Source organism: Stenotrophomonas sp. YJH_SMC_17 (genome assembly GCF_059371655.1).
This window is the reverse complement of record NZ_JCAFUU010000001.1, coordinates 300,419-320,216: the sequence shown is the minus strand read 5'-3', so window position 1 is coordinate 320,216 and position 19,798 is coordinate 300,419. Positions and strand designations below refer to the sequence as shown.

The following is a 19,798-nucleotide window of genomic DNA, read 5'->3' as shown; positions in this document are numbered from 1 at the left end:
GACACAGTAGGCAGTGGGACTCACTTGGACTGGGAGGCCTTCAGTTCGGCGAGAACGGCATCGGCATGGCCGGCAACCTTGACCTTGCGCCAGGACTGCACGATGCGGCTGTCGGGGGAAATCAGGAAGGTGCTGCGTTCGATGCCACGTACCTGCTTGCCGTACATGTTCTTCATCTTGATCACGTCGAAGGCGTTGCACAGCGCTTCGTCGCCATCACTGACCAGCGGGAAGCTGAAGCCCTGCTTGGCGCAGAAGTTGTCGTGCGACTTCACCGAATCGCGCGATACCCCGAGCACGACCGCACCGGCCTTCCTGAACTTCGGCAGCAGCGCATTGAAGTCGATGCCTTCGGTGGTGCAGCCCGGGGTGCTGTCCTTGGGGTAGAAGTACAACACCAGCCACTGGCCGGCATAGTCGCCGAGGGTGGCCTGGTCGCCACCGGACAGTGCCAGCGGCAGGGAGAGGGTGGTGCTGTCCAGGGTATCGCCGTTGTTCATGAGGTCCTTCTGTCGAGCCTGGGTTGTTTCTACGACAATTGCATGAAACGCCACGCGCCCGTGAGAGGCGCGCGAAAATCCGCACGTCCGATCAGAATTTCATCGGGTCCATGATCGCGTCCAAGTTCAGGTGGTCGCAGAACTCGAGGAAATCGTCGCGCAGCGCGGCGATGTGCATGTTGGCCGGCACGCCGATGGTGACCTGCGCGCTGAACATTTCGGCACCGGTCTGCATGGCGCGGTAGCGCGTGCTCTGCAGGTTCTCGATGGTGATGCCCTGGCGGTCGAAGAAATCGGCGAGCTGGAACAGGATGCCCGGCTTGTCGGCGGCGATCACCTCGACGATGTACGGCAGCAGGTTGGACTGTGCCTGCTTGGCGGCGGTGCGGTACCAGACCAGCTTCAGGCCTTCCTCGCGCTCGAGCCGGGTCAGCATCGCTTCCAGCTTGGCCACCGAGTCCCACGAGCCGGTGGCCAGGGCGGTGACCGAGACATCGCGGCCGACCGTGGCCAGGCGTGCGTCCACCAGATTGCAGCCGCTGTCGGCGATGCGGCGGGTGACGGACAGCAGGGGGGACTCCGGATGCGTCGTATAGGCGTTGATCAGGAGGTGGTTTTCGCTCGGCGCGGGGCGCGGGGTGGTGTCGGTCAAGGCGATTCCGGGTAATGCATGCGTTAGTCTGAATGCCCGCCAGAGGCGGGGATCCACCAGTGTCCAGCATACTTGCCCGTGCTTTCGCGCCGCAAGTAACATTCAGGTCGCCCCCGGCCTTTCGTGGCGGGCGTTTTCCCTTCCCAGCCAAGAGCAGCACGTCCTTGTCCCTTTCCGGCCTCATCACCGCGCTGGCGACCCCGTTCCGGGCCGACGGCGCCCTCGATCCCGACGGTTGGCAGCGCCTGCTGCACCTGCAACTGGAAGGTCGCGTCCATGGCGTTGTCGTTGCCGGCTCGACCGGCGAAGCGGCAACGCTCACCGATGCCGAGTACGACCTGCTGCTGGCCAGCGCGGTCGAGCGCATCGGCGGCCGTATCCCGGTCATCGCCGGCACCGGCCTGTCGGGCACCGCCAAGACCATCGAACAGACCCGCCGCGCCGCTGCACTCGGTGCCAGCCACGCGCTGGTGGTCACCCCGCCATACGTGCGGCCGACCCAGGCTGGCCTGATCGCGCACTACCGCGCGGTGGCCGACCAGGGTGGGTTGCCGGTCGTGCTGTACAACGTGCCCGGCCGTACCGGTTGCGACATGCAGCCGGAGACCGTCGCCGAACTGGCCAGCCATCCCAACATCGTCGGCATCAAGGAGGCGGTGGGCGACACCGGCCGGGTGCAGGCCCTGCTGGCCCTGCGCAGCCCGCAGTTCGCCGTGCTCAGCGGCGACGACGGCACGGCGGCACGGTCGATCCAGGCCGGCGTCGATGGCTTGATCTCGGTCGGCTCCAACGTACTTCCCGGCGCCTACCGCCGGATGTGCGAACTGGCCGCCGCCCACGACCACGAAGCCACCGGGTCTTGGGATGCGCGCCTGCAGCCGTTCCATGACTTCTGCGGTGTCGAGCCGAACCCGATTCCGGTCAAGGCGCTGCTGCGCCGCGTCGGCATCGGCCACGACCTGCGCCTGCCGCTGCTGCCGCTGTCGGCGCCGCACCATGCGGCCGCCGACCATCTTGCCGGCGACATCGCCGCCCTCGAAGCCCTTTCCAGCCACTGACCTTTCGTCTTGGTCTGACCCAGGAGATTCACATGCGTCAATCCGTTTCCACTGTCCGCGTGCTGTCCTACGCCCTGCTGGCTGTAGCTGTTGCGGCCGGTACCACCGGTTGCTTCAAGCGTGGCGTCAAGGGCGACTACGCCCTGGCCCCGGAAATGCGCCCGCTGGAAGTACCGCCGGACCTGAACCTGCCGGCCACCACCGGTGACAACAAGGTGCCGACCCTTGCCTCGGCGACCAAGCCGGCAGCCCCGGTGGCTGCGGCCCCGGCCGTTGGCAACACCGGTTTCACCATTGCCGGTGGCAAGGATGAGGCCTTCGCCAAGGTCGGCACCGCGCTGGAAGGCGTGGAAGGCCTGACGATCGCCAGCCGCGCGCAGCTGCTGGGCTCGTATGACGTGGCCTACGAAGGCAGCAACTTCCTGGTGCGCGTGGTCGCCGTCGATGCCGGCGCCTACATCTCCGCGGTCGACCCGCGTGGCCTGCCGGCCACCGCTGAAGCACCGGTGAAGCTGATCGCCGCGCTGAAGGCGAAGCTGGCCCACTAAGGACCGGCCGGATGGGGGCGGGCCTTGGTCCGCACCCGCTCTGGTAGAGGCCGACCCTGGTCGGCGCTTTTGTGCCAACCGAGGTTGGCACCTGCCGGAAATGGAAAAGGGCGCCGACGGCGCCCTTTCCTTTTGCCGCCGCTGGCGCCTCAGCGCTCCAGCAGCTTCAGCTTGTCCGGCTTGCCGTCCCATTCGCCGGCGTCGGCGGGCGGATCCTTGCGCACGGTCAGCACCGGCCACTCTTTTGCCAGTTCGGCATTGAGCGCGACGAAGCCTTCCTGGCCGGCCGGCACATCGTCCTCCGGGAAGATCGCATTGACCGGGCACTCCGGCTCGCAGAGGGTGCAGTCGATGCACTCATCCGGGTCGATCACCAAGAAGTTCGGGCCTTCGTGGAAGCAATCCACGGGGCACACTTCCACGCAATCGGTGTGTTTGCACTTGATGCAGTTTTCGGTGACGACAAAGGGCATGGGCTGGGGGTGGATCGATTCCTGAACCCGCCAATTCTAGAACAGGTTGGCCCCCGGTGTCGGCGCAGGGCGGAAATCGGGCGTCTGGCAGGCGCGGCCGTGGCGGTCATTGGCGGCAGGGCAGGGCCTGTGCGACGCTGCGGGGCGATCGGTCACCCCGCGTGGCCGGACTCCCTTCCCAGCAGGATCGTCCATGTCCCCGGCCCAGCCCAGCATCGCGCCCCACGGCGGTGAGAACACTGCATTCATCGTCCTGATCAGCTGCGTGGCCACCCTCGGTGGATTCCTGTTCGGCTTCGACAGTGGTGTCATCAATGGCACAGTTGACGGCCTGCGCCAGGCCTTCAACTCCAGCGAGGCGGCGCTCGGTTTCGAAGTCGCTTCGATGCTGCTGGGGTGCGCGATCGGCGCTTTCCTGGCCGGCTGGCTGGGTGACCGCCTGGGCCGTCGTGGCGTGCTGATCGTGTCGGCACTGATGTTCCTGGTCTCGGCGCTGGGTGCGGGTGCGGCCCACGCCTCCTGGCTGTTCATCGCTGCACGCGTGCTCGGTGGCTTCGCGGTGGGGGCGGCCAGCGTGATGTCGCCGGCCTACATCGCGGAAGTGGCCTCGGCGCGCTACCGCGGGCGCTTGGCCACGGTGCAGCAGATGGCGATCATCTGCGGCCTGTTCGCGGCGTTCCTCAGCAACTACCTGCTGGCCCGAGCTGCCGGAGCCTCGACCGAGCCGTTGTGGCTGGGCCAGGAGGCCTGGCGCTGGATGTTCTGGATGCAGGCGCTGCCCTCGGGGCTGTTCCTGCTGCTGTTGCTGGTGATCCCCGAAAGCCCGCGCTTCCTGGTCGTGAAGGGACGCCCGGAGCAGGCGCGGGCGGTGCTGTCGCGCCTGTATGGCGAGGGCACGGCCGCGACCAAGCTGGCAGAGATCGAGGCCAGTCTGGCCCAGGACCAGCACAAGCCGCGCTTCGCCGATCTGCGCGACAAGGCCAGCGGCAAGCGGCGCCCGATCCTCTGGGTCGGCATCGGGCTGGCGATGTTCCAGCAGCTGGTCGGCATCAACGTGGTGTTCTACTACGGTGCGGTGCTGTGGCAGGCGGTGGGCTTCTCAGAAAGCGATGCGCTGCTGATCAATGTGCTGTCGGGTGCGCTGAGCATCGGTGCGTGCCTGCTGACGGTGTTGCTGATCGACCGCATCGGGCGCAAGCCGCTGCTCTGGATCGGCTCGGTCGGCATGTCGGTGGCGCTGGTGCTGATGGTGGTCGCGTTCGCCAGCGGCAGCCTGGCCGACGGTCGCCTGCAGCTGTCCGACGGCATGGGCCGGCTGGCGCTGGTCGCGGCCAATGTCTACGTCGTGTTCTTCAACATGTCCTGGGGCCCGGTGATGTGGGTGATGCTGGGCGAGATGTTCCCCAACCAGATCCGCGGCCCGGCGCTGGCGGTGGCTGGCGCGGCGCAATGGACCTCGAACTTCGCGATCACCGTGACCTTCCCGATGCTGCTGGCCGGCATCGGCCTGGCCGGCGCCTACGGCATCTATACGGTGGCGGCCATCCTCTCGGTCTTCTTCGTGGTCCGCTACGTGCGCGAGACCAAGGGCAAGGAGCTGGAGCAGATGGAAGGCTGACGGCGATTGGCTTCGGTTGCGTTCCGTTGGCGCCTGCTTGTCCAGAGCCTGAGAGGGCGGTCTGCCCCCTCCTGACAGTTTCATGGTGCGTGCGGATGCGGCGAAGCGCTGGTCGGTTGTTGCCGCAGCTGGCGGGAAACCGTCCAGAGTCGGTGGGGTCACCCAGGGCAGGACCGTTGGCGCCAAGGATGGCGCCATCGAGCCCCCATGGATGGGTTCACGGCGTGTCCTGCCCTGGGTGACCCCGCCGGCTCGAGCCGATTGCAGGGAGGCGCCAAAGCGACCAACCCGACCGCAATCACCGCAATCCCGGAAAACAGAAAAGCCCGCACAAGGCGGGCTTTTTCGGTTCCTGCTGCGGCGACTGGCGCTCCCTAGGGGACTCGAACCCCTGTTTTAGCCTTGAGAGGGCCACGTCCTAACCACTAGACGAAGGGAGCGTAACTGTGTCGCTGCCGAGGCAGGAGCGCTAGTATATGCACCTCGATGCCATTGGGCAATCCCGAAACTTCAACCGGAAGCGCCAACATCATTTCCTCTGCTACATCACCGTTCAGCCTGCGCGTCATCCCGCGCGACCAGCACACGATCTCCCGCAAGGACATCAGCCCGAACGCCCTGCGCGTGCTTTATCGCCTGCGCGATGCCGGCTTCGGCGCCTACCTTGTCGGCGGCGCGGTGCGCGATCTGCTGGTCAATGGCCAACCCAAGGATTTCGACGTGGCCACCGACGCCACGCCCGAACAGGTCAAGCAGCTGTTCCGCAACTGCCGCCTGATCGGCCGCCGCTTCCGCCTCGCCCACGTTGTGTTCGGCCGCGAGATCATCGAAGTCGCCACCTTCCGCGCCAACAGCGATGACGGCAGCGGCGACCGCGAGATGGAAAACGGCATGCTCGTGCGCGACAACGTGTACGGCACCATCGAAGACGACGCCGTCCGCCGCGACTTCACCTGCAACGCCCTGTACTACGCCATCGAGGACTTCTCGGTGCGTGACTACACCGGCGGCTTCGAAGACGTGCAGGCGCGCCTGATGAAACTCATCGGCGACCCGGTACAGCGCTACCAGGAAGACCCGGTGCGCATGCTGCGTGCGGTGCGCCTGGCTGCCAAGCTCGGCTTCCAGATCGAAGAGGGCACGGCCGCACCGATTCCGCACCTGGCCGGCCTGCTCAACGAAGCCGCGCCGGCGCGCCTGTTCGAGGAAGTGCTGAAGCTGTTCCTGTCCGGGCATGGCGTCGCCAGTTTCGAAGGCCTGGAGCGTTACGGCCTGTTCGACGTGCTGTTCCCGGAAAGCGGCAAGGCGCTGAAGTGCAACCGCACCGGCGCGCTGCGCCGCATGCTGGTCGAGGGCCTGGCCAACACCGATGCACGTGTGGCCAACGACGAGCCGGTCTCGCCGGCGTTCCTGTTCGCGCTGCTGCTGTGGCCGGCGTTCTGCCGCGCGCAGGCGACCCTGCTCAAACAGGGCGTTGCACCGGAGGAAGCGCAGCGTCGTGCTGCCGACCGCGTGACCGTGCAGCAGCTGAGCACCATCGCATTGCCGCGCCGCTTCTCGCTGCCGATGCAGGAGATCTGGCTGCTGCAGTCGCGCTTCGGCTCGCGCCAGCGCAAGCGCGTGTTCCGTACGCTGACCCACCCGCGCTTCCGCGCCGCGTTCGACTTCCTCAGTTTGCGCCAGGTGGCCTCGTCCGAGCACGCTGCCGATGTGGAATTCTGGCGTGAGGCACAGGCCCAGTCCGGCCGCGAGCTGGAATCGTCGCTGGATGCGATGCACAGCGAAGAGGGCGATGATGAGAACGGTGCACCGCGCAAGCGTCGCCGTCGTCGCCGCCGTCCGGGTGCCTCGGCCGGTGCAGCTGGCGAATAAGCCATGACGCCTGCGTGGATCGGGCTCGGCGCCAACCTCGGCGACGCGGCCATGACTGTCGGCGCGGCGATCACCGCGCTGGACGGCCTGCCCGGGACCCGTATGCTGCAGGCCTCGCACCTGTACGCAACGCCGGCCTGGGGCAATGAAGACCAACCACCGTTCGTCAATGCGGTGGCCGCGGTCGAAACGTCACTGGCGGCCGATGAACTGCTGCAGGCGATGCTGGCGCTGGAGCAGCGTTTCGGCCGCGTGCGCGATGCGGCGGTGCACTGGGGCCCGCGCGCGCTGGACCTGGACCTGTTGCTGTATGGCGCGCAGGTACTTGACCAGCCTGGCCTGCAGGTACCGCATCCCTACATGCACGAACGTGCCTTCGTGTTGGTGCCCCTGGCCGAAATCGCGCCGGATCTGGCCATTCCCGGCCATGGCCGCGTGCGGGATGCAGTGATGCGGGTGGATGCCTGCGGGATCGCGCCGATCGGGTGATAATGCCCGTGTTATCTCCCCCGGTTATCAGCACATGAGCACCCACGCAGACAGCAAGCCCTGGACCGTACCTGCCCTGGCCGAGGCCAAGCGCAATGGCCAGAAGCTGGTCATGTTGACCGCCTACGACGCTGGCTTCGCCCGCACGTTCGATGCCAATGGCGTCGACCTGATCCTGATCGGCGATTCGCTGGGCATGGTCGTGCAGGGCCATGATTCGACCCTGCCGGTGACCGTGGCCGACATGGTCTACCACACCCGTGCGGTGTCCCGCGTGCTGCAGCGTGCGCTGCTGGTGGCCGACCTGCCGTTCGGCGCCGACGCTACGCCGGAGCGCGCACTGGATGCCTCGCTGCAGCTGCTGCAGGCCGGTGCCGAGATGGTCAAGATCGAAGGCGCGGGCTTCAAGGTCGACATCATCCGCTACCTGGTGGAGCGTGAGATCCCGGTCTGCTCGCACCTGGGCCTGACCCCGCAGTCGGTGCTGCGCCTGGGCGGCTTCAAGATCCAGGGCCGTGGCGATGCCGCACGCCAGCTGGTGGAGGATGCCAGGGCCGTGGCGGCCGCCGGCGCCAGCATCATGGTGCTCGAATGCGTGCCGACCCCGGTCGCTGCGGAAGTGACCGCGGCGGTGGATGTGCCGACCATCGGCATCGGTGCCGGCCCGCAGTGCGATGGACAGGTGCTGGTGCTGCACGATTTCCTCGGCCTCGACAGTGGCCATCGCCGCCCCAAGTTCGTCAAGGATTTCCTTGCCGAAGGCGGCTCGGTGGCCGGAGCCACCCGCGCCTTTGCCGACGCCGTGCGCGACGGCAGCTTCCCTGATGAACAGCACGCCTACGCCCAATGATCCAGACCTTCAATGAACTCGGCGCGCTGCGCGGGCAGATCGCCCAGTGGAAGCGCGAGGGCCTGCGCGTGGCGCTGGTGCCGACCATGGGCAACCTGCACGGTGGCCACCATTCGCTGGTTACCCTGGCGCGGCAATACGCCGACAAGGTCGTGGCCAGCATCTTCGTCAACCCGACCCAGTTCGGGCCGAATGAAGACTTCAGCCGCTACCCGCGCACGCCCGAGGCCGACGTGGCCGGGCTGGAGCAGGTCGGCTGCGACGCGGTGTGGCTGCCCAGCGTCGATGCGATGTACCCGCTGGGCGTGGACAAGACCACGCAGATGCACGCCCCGGGTGTCAGTGAAGTGCTTGAAGGCGCCAGCCGCCCGGGCCACTTCGACGGCGTGTGCACGGTGGTCGCGCGCCTGTTCCTGCAGGTGCAGCCGGACGTGGCCGTGTTCGGTCGCAAGGACTACCAGCAGCTGGCCGTGATCAAGCAGATGGTGGCCGAGCTGTCGTTCCCGGTCCAGATCGTCGGTGCCGAGATCGTGCGTGACGAGGACGGCCTGGCCAAGAGCTCGCGCAACCAGTACCTGGACGCCAGCCAGCGCCCGCTGGCCACCACCATCCACCGCACCCTGCTGGGCATGCGCGAAGGCTACGTGGCCGGGCAGGCGCGGGCGCAGATCGAGGCCGATGCCACGGCCGCACTGCAGGCCGCTGGCTTCCAGGTCGACTACGCGGTGCTGCGCACCCCGGAACTGGTCGAGCCGACCTTCGACGGCGGCGGCCGCGTGGCGCTGATCGCCGCGCGACTGGGCACGACGCGTCTGATCGACAACCTGGAGTTCTGAGCCGCACCTGGCTCCGGGGCGCCCCCACGGGGCGCCTCTCACCATCCCACGGACGGGAGACTGGAAATGAAAGCACCGGACACTGATGCGGGCCGCCTCGCCCAGGCCTCAATCCTGGCAGTACTGGCGGCAGGCATGCTGCCGGCCCAGCTGTTTGGCGGCCTGTTGTTCGCGCTTGAATTCAGGCGTACGCCGATGCCTGCGCTCACCGGTGGTGGAGTGATGTTCGTACTGGCGGCCTGCAACGCGATTGCCGTGCTGCTGCCCATGGCCTTGATCCAGCAATCTCAGCAGCGCCTGCGCCGGATCGGTTTCCTGCTGGTGGGATTCGGGCTGGGCGCGGTGGCGATGGCGACCTGTGCCTGGCCGGGGGAAGACCAGGGCACCTGGCTGCAACGCCTGCGCTATGTCGATACCTTCGATGTGATCGGCTACGCCTTGTTGGTGCTGGCGGCGGGCGGCTTCGGCGTGGTTGCCGGGCTGGCCTTCCATACGGTGTTCCGCCTCTCGCTGGAGGGGGCCTCCGGCCGCGCTCAGGCAATGCCGCCGGGCGAGGGCGCCTGAACGGCCTTCAGCGTCCTGACGCAGACCCCTGACGAGGGCCGAGCGGGTGCTAGAATCCGCTCTTTCCTTTGCCGTTGCAGCGCCCCCATGCACCTGTCCCTGCTCAAGACCAAGATCCATCGCGCCACCGTCACCCATTCCGAGCTGAACTACGAAGGCTCGATCGCCATCGATGACAACCTGCTGGCAGCCACGGGCATCCGCGAGTTCGAACAGGTGCACATCTGGGACGTGACCAACGGTGCGCGCTTCTCGACCTATGCCATCCGCGCCGAAGCCGGCAGCGGTGTGGTGTCGCTCAACGGTGGCGCTGCACGCCACGTGCAGGTCGGTGACATCATCATCATCGCCGCGTTTGCCAGCATGACCGAGCAGGAAGCTGACAGCTTCAAGCCGAAGCTGGTGTACGTTGATGGCAAGAACCAGATCACCCACACCAACGACACGATCCCGACCCAGGCCGCATGACAACGAACAACGGATTCGACTCGCTGCATTCCCACGCCCAGCGCCTGAAGGGCGCGAGCATCCCCAGCCTCCTCGCCGCCGAACCTGGCCGCGTGCAGGATCTGGCGCTGCGGGTCGGTCCGTTGTACGTCAACTTCGCCCGGCAGAAATACGATGCCGCGGCGTTGCAGGCCCTGCTGGCATTGGCCGCTGATCGTGATGTCGGCGGCGCCATCAGCCGCCTGTTCCGTGGTGAGCAGGTCAACCTGACCGAAGGTCGCGCCGCACTGCACACCGCGCTGCGTGGCGACGTGGTTGATGCGCCGGTTGCCGCCGAGGCCTATGCCACCGCCCGCGAAATCCGCCAGCGCATGGGTGTGCTGGTGCGCGCGCTGGAAGACAGCGGCGTCACTGACGTGGTCAGCGTCGGCATCGGCGGTTCCGATCTCGGTCCACGCTTGGTCGCCGATGCGCTGCGCCCGGTCAGCGGCGCGCGCCTGCGCGTGCATTTCGTGTCGAACGTGGACGGCGCCGCCATGCAGCGCACGCTGGCCACGCTGGATCCGGCCAGGACCGCCGGCATCCTCATTTCCAAGACCTTCGGTACCCAGGAAACCCTGCTCAACGGGCAGATCCTGCACGACTGGCTGGGTGGCAGCGAGCGCCTGTACGCGGTCAGCGCCAACCCTGAGCGTGCGGCCAAGGCCTTCGCCATCGCCGCCGATCGCGTGCTGCCGATGTGGGATTGGGTCGGTGGCCGTTACTCGCTGTGGTCGGCCGTCGGTTTCCCGATTGCACTGGCCATCGGTTTCGAGCGTTTCGAACAACTGCTGGAAGGTGCCGCGCAGATGGACGCGCATGCACTGGATGCGCCGTTGGAGCGCAACCTGCCGGTGCTGCACGGCCTGACCGACATCTGGAACCGCAACGTGCTGGGCCATGCCACGCACGCGGTGATGACCTACGACCAGCGCCTGGCGTTGCTGCCGGCCTACCTGCAGCAGCTGGTGATGGAAAGCCTGGGCAAGCGCGTGCAGCGTGATGGGCAGCCGGTCACCACCGACACCGTGCCGGTGTGGTGGGGCGGGGCGGGCACCGACGTGCAGCACAGTTTCTTCCAGGCGCTGCACCAGGGCACCAGCATCGTGCCGGCCGATTTCATCGGCTGCGTGCACAACGATGATCCCTACACGATCAATCATCAGGCGCTGCTGGCCAACCTGCTGGCACAGACCGAGGCGCTGGCCAACGGCCAGAGCAGCGACGACCCGCACCGCGATTATCCGGGCGGCCGCCCGAGCACGCTGATCCTGCTCGACGCGCTGACCCCGCAGGCGCTGGGTGCGCTGATCGCCATGTACGAGCACGCCGTGTACGTGCAGTCGGTGATCTGGAACATCAACGCCTTCGACCAGTTCGGCGTTGAACTGGGCAAGCAGCTGGCCAGTGGCCTGCTGCCGGCGCTGCAGGGCGAGGATGTGGCGGTTGCCGATCCGATGACCCGCGAGATTCTTGCGCAGCTGAAGGGCTGATACGGGGTGCGGATGGGCCGGCGCCAGCCGGCCATCCGCTGTGTCTCCGGTTGCCTTCGATCCGGTCGCGCATGAAGGGCTGCGCGGCCACGCATTCCGTCCCGTTTCCGCGCTGCGCATGCAGCGCTTCCGCGTGCCTGCCGCAGCGCAGCTTGACTGTGCATTGCGTGCCAATGCAGTGTGCACGGGCGGCTGTACCTGTCATCCAGTATCGCTCGCAGCATGATGTTGATGCCAGGGACTGGCCGTATCCGAAGGAACGTGGAATCGATCCACGTTCTCAACGCCTCATGTTGTGAATGACAGGAGATTGCGAATGGATCTGAATGACGATGTTGTGTCCGGCTGGCTCAACGGCGCGGACGATGTGGATGGATGCGCCAACCCTGCGGGTTCGCTGTTCATCTATGGCGCTGGGGCCACCGAGTCCGCGCTCACGTCGGCCTCCGACACCCTGATCACGGGTGGCGGTACCGAATGCACCACCACGATGTCGGTGGTCAATCACTGCCTGTGCTGTTGATGTAGCCCGAGCCGGCACGCAGCGGCTTGCGCTGCGTGCCGGCGACTGGAACAGACTCTGGACACTTTGCAGGGGGCGTAATGACCGCTTCTCCGGCTGCGGCCGCGTTTGCGCGCATCACCGAACATTTCCTCGCCGAGGCGCGCGCCGCGTTGGCGGCTGGCCTGCATGACCCCGCCATCGATCTGCGGCCGGACGAGCGCGCGCTCCTGCATGAGCAGGGCGATGCGGCGCTTCGTGAACATGCCCAGCTCAAGCTCAACCGCGTGCTGTTGCTGGAACTGCATGCGGCCGCGCGCGGTGGTGACATCGGCCCGCTTGAGGGCGCCGGTGCGCTGGACGAATTCGTGGCCCTCGCCACCGGCGAGGGCTTCCATGAGCATCTGCAGCGACGCTACCCGGTGCTGCTGCCGCGGCTGTCGCGCATGCTCGAAGGACAATGCGCGGCCGTGGTGGAGCTGGCCGCGCGCATCGGCCGTGATCGTGCGCTGCTGACGGACCTGCTCGGCAGTCCGGCAGGATCGCTGCGTGCCGTGTCGCTGGGGCGCGGTGACCTGCACGGTGGCGGACGGACCGTGGCGCGGTTGCAGTTCGACGGCGGTGCGCTGATGTACAAGCCGCGCTCGCTGCGCATCGATGCCACGCTTGATGGCCTGCTTGCCGCCGTCTTCGGCGAGGGCCCTGGCCGGGTACGCGTGCCGCGCGTGGTGGATCGTGGCAGCCACGGCTGGGCCGCATTTGCCGCGCACCGCTATTGTTCCGGTGACGAGGAGCTGCGGGCCTATTACCGCGGTCTCGGCCACTGGCTGGCCATCCTGCGCCTGGTGGGCGGGACCGACATCCACCTGGAGAACCTGATCGCGGTCGGGCCGGTGCCGGTGGTGGTCGACGCCGAAAGCGTGTTCTCGCAGGTCATCGACGTCGAACCCTCCGGTCTGGGCGATGCCTACGACACGGCCGTCAAGCTGATGCGCAATTCGGTGCTGCGCACCGGTATCGTGCCGTTCCGCACCACCGGCCTCGGCATGGAAGGCGTGGACCTGTCCGCCGCCGGCGCACTGCCGGGCGAGCAACCGCGCGTGCAGGTGCCGGTGATCATCGAAGACGGGACGGCGCCGGCGCGGCTGGGCCTGGTCGAGGCAGAGGTCGCCATCGCACAGAACCATCCGAGCCCGCAGCCGGATGTTTCGTTGTACTGGGACCACATCAGCGAGGGTTTCGTCGATGCCAGCGGGCGCCTGCGTGCGCTGGATGCCAGGGGCGAACTGATGCCGTTGCTGGCCGGTTTCGAAGGCTGCCAGGTGCGGGATGTGCGGCGGCCGACCATGGCCTACGCCGAGCTCGGCCGGATGCTCTGGCATCCGGCGTCACTGCACAAGGAAGCCCAGGCGGTGGAACGCGCGATTGATCTGCTGGTGCGCAATGCGGCGGTGTCGCCGGCTGCGCCATCGGACCTGGACACCGTCCGCGGCGAAGTGGATGACCTGCGCCACGGCGATATTCCGATTTTCACCTCGCAGCTGGATGCGGCCCGTATCCGCGCCATCGCCGACAACTGGCGCGCGATGCGCATCGATCTGGAAGACGTGACCATCCGCAGTACGCTGGTGGCCACCGATCTGAACCAGCATGCGCTGGCCCGCGCCGAGGCCCGGTCGGGCTACAGCTACGCGGCGCGGCAACCGCGCGCGGACGATCTGGATCAGCGCCGACGTACGCTGGCGGCACGTGCGGTGGAGAATCTTCTGCGGCTTGCCGTGCATGGTGAAGACGGTTCGATGACCTGGATCACGCCCGAGGTGACGCGTACCGGGTGGACGGTTCAGCCCGTGCAGCCTGACCTGTACTTCGGGCTGGGAGGCATCGCTTTCGCGCTGGCTGCCTACCGTCGCGAAGTGGAGCAGGGGCGCGCCGACGCCGTGGCGGGGCTGGATCCGGCCATCGAGGGCGCCATCGCGGTGTTCCAGACCATGTGCGAACGGCATCCCGCCGAGATTGATGGCGGGTTCGTCGGTACGGGTTCCCAGATCTGGACACTGCTGGCACTGCACGATCTGCTGCAGCGGCCAGCCTTGCTGGCGTTGGCCGAGCACTGCGCGGACGCGGCGGAACACCGCGGCTTCCAGGGGCCGGTGAAATTCGAACTGATTGATGGCGTGTCGGGCATGATCCTGCCGTTGCTGGCGCTCGCCGAGGCCACCGGCAATACGCGGTGGCTGGCATTGGCGGCTGCAGCGGGGCGCCGCATGCAGGACGCGGCGATCGTCGATGCCGAGGGCGCCCGATGGCCGACGCCGCAGTTCCGGGAGCCGATCGGTGGCTTTGGCCATGGCGCGATGGGCATGGGGTGGGCATTGGCGCGGCTGGCGCGCTCGGAGGCCGGCAGCGCGGCGGAGCGTGCTGACTGGCGGCAGCTTGCCGAAGGTGCGTTTGCGTTCCAGGCAGCGCTGTTCGAACCGCATACCGGGCACTGGCGCGACATCCATCTCCAGGACGGCCAGAAGAACTTCCCGACCTGGTGTCATGGCAGTGTCGGCATCGGTCTGGCCGCTGCGGATCTGTACGCCCGTACCGGCGATCCGGCGCAGTTGCGCGACATGCGCCGCGCGGTTGCCGATACGCGTGGCAAATGGGGGTTCAGCCACACCCTGTGCCATGGCGATGTTTCCAGCCGGGAACTGCTGGTGCTGGCGGCCGCGCTGGATCCGCTCGGCTGCCCGTATCCCGAAGATGAGGCGGCCATCGAAATCATCTCGTCGATCGAAGAGCACCAGGGCATGGTCGGTGGCCTGACCCGTGCGGCGTTTACGCCGGGGCTGATGATCGGGCTGGCAGGCGCGGTCTACGGCTTCCTGCGCATGCACCCAGCCTGCGTGCTGCCCTCGCCGCTGCTGCAGGAGACCATGGCGGCGCGGGCCAATGCGATGGGGTCGCGTCCCAGCGCGACGCAGGACCGGCCGGCACTGGCGGAGGCCTGAGCCGGCAGGGACCGGCAGCGATCACCGGCTCGGATCGCGTTCCGGGCTGGGCCGCTTGGCCAGCTTGCGCTGCAGCGAGCGGCGGTGCATGCCGAGCAGGCGCGCGGCCGCCGATACGTTGCCGCCGGTCTCATGCATCGCCTGCTGGATGTGCTCCCACTGCAGGCGGCTGATCGGCGTCATCGCGTCCGGCACTTCCATTTCGCCCTCGTCGGCCGGGCCGTCATCTTCCTCACCGAGGGCGCGCAGGATCATCGGCACCGTGGCCGGCTTCGGCAGATAGTCATCGGCCCCGAGCTTGATCGCTTCGACCGCCGTGGCGATGCTGGCGTAGCCGGTGACCAGCAGGATCCGCATGTCCGCGCGCAGGGCGCGCAACGGCTGGATCAGCGCCAGGCCGGAGTCGCTGCCCAGCTTCAGGTCGATCAACGCGAAGGCGGGCGGATGCTGGCGGGCCAACGCCAGTGCGCTGGCGGCATCCTGCGCGGTCTGCGTTTCCAGCCCCTTGCGGGCCAGGCTGCGCTGCAGCGTGCGCAGGTACAGTTCGTCGTCGTCGACCAGCAGGCCGAGGGTTGAGGCGCTCATGGGGTTTCCTCGCGTAGGGCCAGCGGCAGGCGGAAGCCGACGCGGCTGCCGGCCCCCTGGGCCGGGCGCATCCACATCTCGCCGTCGAGGCGTTCGATGGTGGCATGGGACAGGGCCAGGCCGACCCCCATGCCTTCACTCTTGCTGCTGCCGAACAGCTTGCCCGGCAGCACCGCGGCGCGCGCGTTGAAGCCGTGGCCGTAGTCGCGCACCTCGCCGATCAGATCGTTGCCTTCGATGCGCAGGTCCAGGTCCACGCGCGGCCGGCCCGCCTGTTCGCCGGCATCGGCGGCATTGTTGAGCAGGACCATCAGCAGATGGCCCACGCCGGGATCCAGCGGCAGCCGCAGCGGTGCATCCTCGTTGCGGTGCAGATCGATGGTCGGACGCACCAGTCGCCACTGTTCCAGCACCTGCTGGGCCGTGGATACCGCCCGGCCCGGGCCGTCCGCCGAGGCCGGTGCGGCCAGCGCCAGCACACGCTCGCGGCACTGCACCAGCAGCTCGCGCAGGGTTTCCATGTCCTCGCGCACTTCCGGCTCTTCACTGCGCTCGGCCACGTCGTCGGCGAGCAGGGTCATGGTGGCCAGCGGTGTATTCAGTTCGTGCGCCACCGACGCGGCATGGGTCGCCAGGGCGACGATGCCTTCGTTGCGGGCGAAGCGCTCGCGCAGCGCCGACAGTTCCAGTTCGCGCTCCCGCAGGGCCAGTGCCAGGCGGGTGGAGAATGCCAGCACCACCGCAGCGGAAATCAGGAAATTGGCAACCACGCCCCAGCGGTTGAGATCCTGCGCGCGGAAGTAGCCGTCCGGCAGGGGCTGGCCGAAGATACCGCTGGCGGCGTAGCCGAGCAGGCAGGCCAGCGCGACCGCCAGCGCCCAGCGCAGGGGCAGGGCGAACGCGGCCAGTGCGATCAGGATCAGGAACAGCGAACTGAAGGGGTTGGCCATGCCGCCGCTCCAGCCGACCATCCAGGTCAGGATGATCACGTCCACCAGGATGTGGCCGAACGCGGTCAGCGGTGCCGTGTCAGCCGCTTCCGGACGCAGCTGGGTATAGACATTGAACAGGGTCAGCACTGCCACGCCGGCCCACAGCGGCAGCTGCGGCAACGGCAGGCCCAGCACCCAGGTGGCGACCAGGATGGTGGCGGCCTGGCCACCTACGGCAAGCCAGCGCAGGCTGCACAGGGTTCGGAGAAACGGGGCGTCGGGACCGGTCATGCACGCTCATCGTATGCGTTCACGCGCAGGCGTGCCTGCGACAATAGGCCGCAGCCGTGCCGCGGGCTGAATGCGAGTCACCCCGAATGCGGGGCCGGGCGGTAGAATGCGCTCATGCACGACGCCGTCACCCGCCCGACTCCCCCCTCCGATGCCACTGCCTGGCCGCGCCGCCAGACCCATGCCGTCCAGATCGGCGGGGTCACCGTTGGCGGTGGCAAACCGGTGGTGGTGCAGTCGATGACCAACACTGACACCTCTGACGTGGCCTCCAGCGTGAAGCAGGTGGCCGAGCTGTGGCGTGCCGGTTCGGAAATGGTGCGGTTGACCGTCAACACCGTTGAAGCCGCTGCGGCGATCCCGCGCATCGTCGACAAGCTGGCGATGATGGGCATCGACGTGCCGCTGATCGGTGACTTCCACTACAACGGCCACCAGCTGCTGACCGCCGAACCGGCGTGTGCCGAAGCACTGGCCAAGTACCGCATCAACCCGGGCAACGTCGGCTTCGGCAAGAAGAAGGACCTGCAGTTCGCGCAGCTGATCGAGTTCGCGATCCGCTACAACAAGCCGGTGCGCATCGGCGCCAACTGGGGCTCGCTGGACCAGGCCCTGGCGGCGAAGCTGATGGACGAGAACAACCTGCGCGAACAGCCCTGGGATGCAGGCCGCGTGCTGCGCGAAGCATTGATCCGTTCGGCGCTGGATTCGGCCGAGCAGGCAGTGGAGCTGGGCCTGCCGCGCGATCGCATCGTGCTGTCGGCCAAGGTCAGTGGCGTGCAGGAGCTGATCGCGGTGTACCGCGACCTGGCCCAGCGCTCTGACTTCGCCCTGCACCTGGGCCTGACCGAGGCCGGTATCGGCAGCAAGGGCATCGTGGCATCGTCGGCGGCGCTGAGCGTGCTGTTGCAGGAAGGCATCGGTGACACCATCCGCATCTCGCTGACCCCGGAACCGGGCCAGTCGCGCACGCAGGAAGTGATCGTCGCCCAGGAACTGCTGCAGACCACCGGCCAGCGTGCCTTCACGCCGCTGGTCACGGCCTGCCCGGGCTGCGGCCGCACCACCTCCGAGTTCTTCCAGGAGCTGGCCAAGGTGGTGCAGAACCACGTGCGCGAGAAAATGCCGCTGTGGAAGATCCACCACCCGGGTGCAGAGAACATGACCCTGGCGGTGATGGGCTGCATCGTCAACGGACCGGGTGAGTCGCGGCATGCCAACATCGGCATCTCGCTGCCGGGCACCGGTGAAACGCCGGCGGCCCCGGTGTTTGTCGATGGCGAGAAGAAGGTGACCCTGCGTGGCGACAACATCGCCCAGGAGTTCGTCGCCCTGATCGACGATTACGTCGAACACAAATATGTCCGAAGCGCCGGATAAGCCTGCGATCCTCGCTGCACCGGAGTCCGCCTCCGGTTTCCGCCACTGGATGGCGCGCAACGCCTGGCGCCTGGTCCTGTTGTTCGGTGGCGTACTGCTGCCGCTGGCGGGCTTCGTCGCCCTGGCGGACGAAGTGCACGAGTTTGAATCGTTCCATTTCGATGCCCCCCTGCTGTGGCAGATGCATGGCCTGCATTCGCCCTGGCTGGACCGCTTCTTCGTGCTCATCTCGAAACTGGGCTACGAGTGGTTCCTGATCCCGGCCGACGTGCTGATCATCGGCGCGCTGCTGGGCTACCGGCGTTGGCGCGAGGCGACCTTCGTGGGGGTCAGCTTCGTGGGATCGGCGCTGCTGAACATGGGCAGCAAGCAGTTCTTCCAGCGCCAGCGCCCCAGCCTGTGGGAATCGATCGCGCCGGAATCGACGTTCAGCTTTCCCAGCGGGCATGCAATGGGTTCGATGACCCTGGCGGTGACCCTGGTGCTGCTGGCCTGGAACACCCGCTGGCGCTGGCCGGTCCTGATGCTGGCACCCGCGTTCAGCCTGCTGGTCAGCGTGTCGCGGGTCTATCTGGGGGTGCATTACCCCTCCGACATCCTGGCCGGATGGTGTGCCGCGCTGGTTTGGGTGGTAGGGTGCTATCTGGTCATGTTCAGTCGCCGGCATCCTTGGCGACGTCACGGCCCGCCGCCAGCGAAGGCCAGCGAAGCACCAACACAGGGGGTTTGACGTGGACGGCCCTTGAGGGACGTCTACGTGATAGATCAGTTGTTTCGTTGCAGCAGGTTCTGCAAGACAGGGGGTAAGCACAACGCGCGGTTATGTGATGCGCAAGGCAGATCGCCAGCGCCGCATTCCGGACGCGCTTGCAGGGTATCGGCACCCTGCCTAGCTTGACCTGCAATGGCCGCATTCGAAGAGGTACGTGGATGACGATTCGAGTCTACCTGGTGGATGACCACGCGCTGGTCCGCACCGGTATGAAGATGATTCTGTCGGGGGAAACCGACATCGAGGTGGTGGGCGAAGCCGAAACCGGCGAGGACGCGCTGCGCGAGGTCCGCCAGCTGCTGCCGGACGTGGTGCTGTGCGACCTGCATCTGCCGGGCGTGAGCGGCATGGAAGTGACCGAGCGCATCGTCCGCAGCCACCGCAACACCCGCGTGGTGATCGTGTCGGTGCTGGAAGACGGCCCACTGCCCAAGCGCCTGCTCGAAGCCGGCGCGGCCGGCTACATCGGCAAGGGCTGCGATGCGCAGGAACTGCTGCGTGCGGTGCGTGATGTGGCAGGTGGCCGTCGGTACCTGGGCACCAGCATCGCGCAGAACCTGGCGCTGTCGACGGTGGAAGGCAACGGTTCGCCGTTCGACAACCTGTCGCCGCGCGAGCTTGAGGTGGCGCTGCTGCTGACCCAGGGCCTGCGTCAGGAAGACATCGCGCGGCGCCTGAGCCTGAGTGCGAAGACGGTCAATACGCACAAGGCGCGGTTGTTCGAGAAGATGGGGATCCACGACAACATCGCGTTGGCGCGGATGGCCAGCCAGTACGGGCTGGTGGATCCGGCACGGCCCCTGTAACGGGTTTCGGCCAACGGCTGAGCCCCTCGCGGTGGTGGTGCGGTTGGATTCTGGAGGCTCGGTCGCGCCATCCCTCCGCAGGGCCACGGACA

The 19,798-nt window shown here is 67.3% G+C and carries 20 protein-coding genes and 1 tRNA gene; 15 read left to right on the top strand and 6 right to left on the bottom strand.

Annotated elements, in window-relative coordinates; all coding sequences use genetic code 11:
• Window positions 1-20: 20 nt before the first annotated feature.
• Together AC5P8Z_RS01455 and AC5P8Z_RS01450 are read right to left on the bottom strand one after the other, a co-directional pair.
• Entirely contained in the window at window positions 21-500 is a 480-nt protein-coding gene (locus AC5P8Z_RS01455) for a peroxiredoxin (RefSeq protein ID WP_295565855.1), read from the bottom strand.
• A gap of 91 nt (window positions 501-591) precedes the next feature.
• Window positions 592-1,152 (bottom strand): glycine cleavage system transcriptional repressor, encoded by a 561-nt coding sequence (locus AC5P8Z_RS01450; protein WP_005409051.1) that lies wholly within the window; start codon window positions 1,150-1,152, stop codon window positions 592-594.
• A 164-nt stretch (window positions 1,153-1,316) separates the two neighbouring features.
• Between AC5P8Z_RS01450 and dapA the strand changes: the two genes are divergently transcribed.
• Window positions 1,317-2,210, top strand: a complete 894-nt coding sequence (dapA, locus tag AC5P8Z_RS01445) for a 4-hydroxy-tetrahydrodipicolinate synthase (protein ID WP_295565857.1) — start codon at window positions 1,317-1,319, stop codon at window positions 2,208-2,210.
• A 32-nt stretch (window positions 2,211-2,242) separates the two neighbouring features.
• Window positions 2,243-2,758 (top strand): hypothetical protein, encoded by a 516-nt coding sequence (locus tag AC5P8Z_RS01440; protein WP_495227866.1) that lies wholly within the window; start codon window positions 2,243-2,245, stop codon window positions 2,756-2,758.
• 149 nt (window positions 2,759-2,907) lie between these two features.
• Here AC5P8Z_RS01440 and fdxA read toward each other — a convergent pair whose 3' ends face one another.
• On the bottom strand, window positions 2,908-3,231 hold the full coding sequence (gene fdxA, locus AC5P8Z_RS01435) for a ferredoxin FdxA (RefSeq protein ID WP_005409054.1): 324 nt from the start codon (window positions 3,229-3,231) through the stop codon (window positions 2,908-2,910).
• Window positions 3,232-3,424: 193 nt separating this feature from the next.
• Here fdxA and AC5P8Z_RS01430 point away from each other — a divergent pair, with 193 nt between their 5' ends.
• Window positions 3,425-4,849, top strand: a complete 1,425-nt coding sequence (locus AC5P8Z_RS01430) for a sugar porter family MFS transporter (RefSeq protein ID WP_495227865.1) — start codon at window positions 3,425-3,427, stop codon at window positions 4,847-4,849.
• 365 nt (window positions 4,850-5,214) lie between these two features.
• On the opposite strand, the gene AC5P8Z_RS01425 is transcribed toward AC5P8Z_RS01430, so the two are convergent.
• Window positions 5,215-5,289: transfer RNA gene (locus AC5P8Z_RS01425), tRNA-Glu, on the bottom strand.
• Between the two features lie 52 nt (window positions 5,290-5,341).
• Here AC5P8Z_RS01425 and pcnB point away from each other — a divergent pair.
• From pcnB to AC5P8Z_RS01380, 9 genes are all read left to right on the top strand, one after another.
• A complete protein-coding gene (pcnB, locus tag AC5P8Z_RS01420; protein ID WP_495227864.1) occupies window positions 5,342-6,721 on the top strand; it encodes a polynucleotide adenylyltransferase PcnB in 1,380 nt (459 codons plus the stop codon).
• Between the two features lie 3 nt (window positions 6,722-6,724).
• A complete protein-coding gene (gene folK / locus AC5P8Z_RS01415) occupies window positions 6,725-7,210 on the top strand; it encodes a 2-amino-4-hydroxy-6-hydroxymethyldihydropteridine diphosphokinase (RefSeq protein WP_286071626.1) in 486 nt (161 codons plus the stop codon).
• A 34-nt stretch (window positions 7,211-7,244) separates the two neighbouring features.
• The gene (gene panB, locus AC5P8Z_RS01410) at window positions 7,245-8,060 is read left to right on the top strand and encodes a 3-methyl-2-oxobutanoate hydroxymethyltransferase (protein WP_286071627.1); all 816 of its coding nucleotides are present in this window, start codon (window positions 7,245-7,247) and stop codon (window positions 8,058-8,060) included.
• Window positions 8,057-8,896 (top strand): pantoate--beta-alanine ligase, encoded by an 840-nt coding sequence (panC, locus tag AC5P8Z_RS01405; protein WP_495227862.1) that lies wholly within the window; start codon window positions 8,057-8,059, stop codon window positions 8,894-8,896. The genes panB and panC overlap by 4 nt, the downstream gene beginning before the upstream one ends.
• A gap of 66 nt (window positions 8,897-8,962) precedes the next feature.
• Window positions 8,963-9,460, top strand: coding sequence for a hypothetical protein (locus AC5P8Z_RS01400; RefSeq protein ID WP_295565866.1), 498 nt, complete (start codon window positions 8,963-8,965; stop codon window positions 9,458-9,460).
• 87 nt (window positions 9,461-9,547) lie between these two features.
• Entirely contained in the window at window positions 9,548-9,928 is a 381-nt protein-coding gene (gene panD / locus AC5P8Z_RS01395; protein WP_005409061.1) for an aspartate 1-decarboxylase, read from the top strand.
• A complete protein-coding gene (pgi, locus tag AC5P8Z_RS01390) occupies window positions 9,925-11,439 on the top strand; it encodes a glucose-6-phosphate isomerase (RefSeq protein ID WP_286071630.1) in 1,515 nt (504 codons plus the stop codon). Before panD ends, pgi begins: the two co-directional genes overlap by 4 nt.
• A 316-nt stretch (window positions 11,440-11,755) precedes the next feature.
• Window positions 11,756-11,962: a DUF6229 family protein gene (locus AC5P8Z_RS01385; protein ID WP_049483047.1), complete on the top strand. Its 207-nt coding sequence runs from the start codon at window positions 11,756-11,758 to the stop codon at window positions 11,960-11,962.
• A gap of 80 nt (window positions 11,963-12,042) precedes the next feature.
• Window positions 12,043-14,940, top strand: coding sequence for a type 2 lanthipeptide synthetase LanM family protein (locus AC5P8Z_RS01380; RefSeq protein WP_286071631.1), 2,898 nt, complete (start codon window positions 12,043-12,045; stop codon window positions 14,938-14,940).
• A 21-nt stretch (window positions 14,941-14,961) separates the two neighbouring features.
• On the opposite strand, the gene AC5P8Z_RS01375 is transcribed toward AC5P8Z_RS01380, so the two are convergent.
• On the bottom strand, window positions 14,962-15,525 hold the full coding sequence (locus AC5P8Z_RS01375; protein ID WP_495227859.1) for a response regulator transcription factor: 564 nt from the start codon (window positions 15,523-15,525) through the stop codon (window positions 14,962-14,964).
• Window positions 15,522-16,748, bottom strand: coding sequence for an ATP-binding protein (locus AC5P8Z_RS01370; RefSeq protein ID WP_295565871.1), 1,227 nt, complete (start codon window positions 16,746-16,748; stop codon window positions 15,522-15,524). The genes AC5P8Z_RS01375 and AC5P8Z_RS01370 overlap by 4 nt, the downstream gene beginning before the upstream one ends.
• A gap of 114 nt (window positions 16,749-16,862) precedes the next feature.
• On the opposite strand from AC5P8Z_RS01370, the gene ispG reads away from it, so the two are divergent.
• From ispG to AC5P8Z_RS01355, 3 genes are all read left to right on the top strand, one after another.
• A complete protein-coding gene (ispG, locus tag AC5P8Z_RS01365; protein WP_106467705.1) occupies window positions 16,863-18,128 on the top strand; it encodes a flavodoxin-dependent (E)-4-hydroxy-3-methylbut-2-enyl-diphosphate synthase in 1,266 nt (421 codons plus the stop codon).
• Complete coding sequence (locus tag AC5P8Z_RS01360) at window positions 18,109-18,858, top strand: phosphatase PAP2 family protein (protein WP_495227858.1); 750 nt, start codon at window positions 18,109-18,111, stop codon at window positions 18,856-18,858. Before ispG ends, AC5P8Z_RS01360 begins: the two co-directional genes overlap by 20 nt.
• Window positions 18,859-19,058: 200 nt before the next feature.
• The gene (locus AC5P8Z_RS01355) at window positions 19,059-19,706 is read left to right on the top strand and encodes a response regulator (RefSeq protein WP_054171469.1); all 648 of its coding nucleotides are present in this window, start codon (window positions 19,059-19,061) and stop codon (window positions 19,704-19,706) included.
• Window positions 19,707-19,798: the final 92 nt, after the last annotated feature.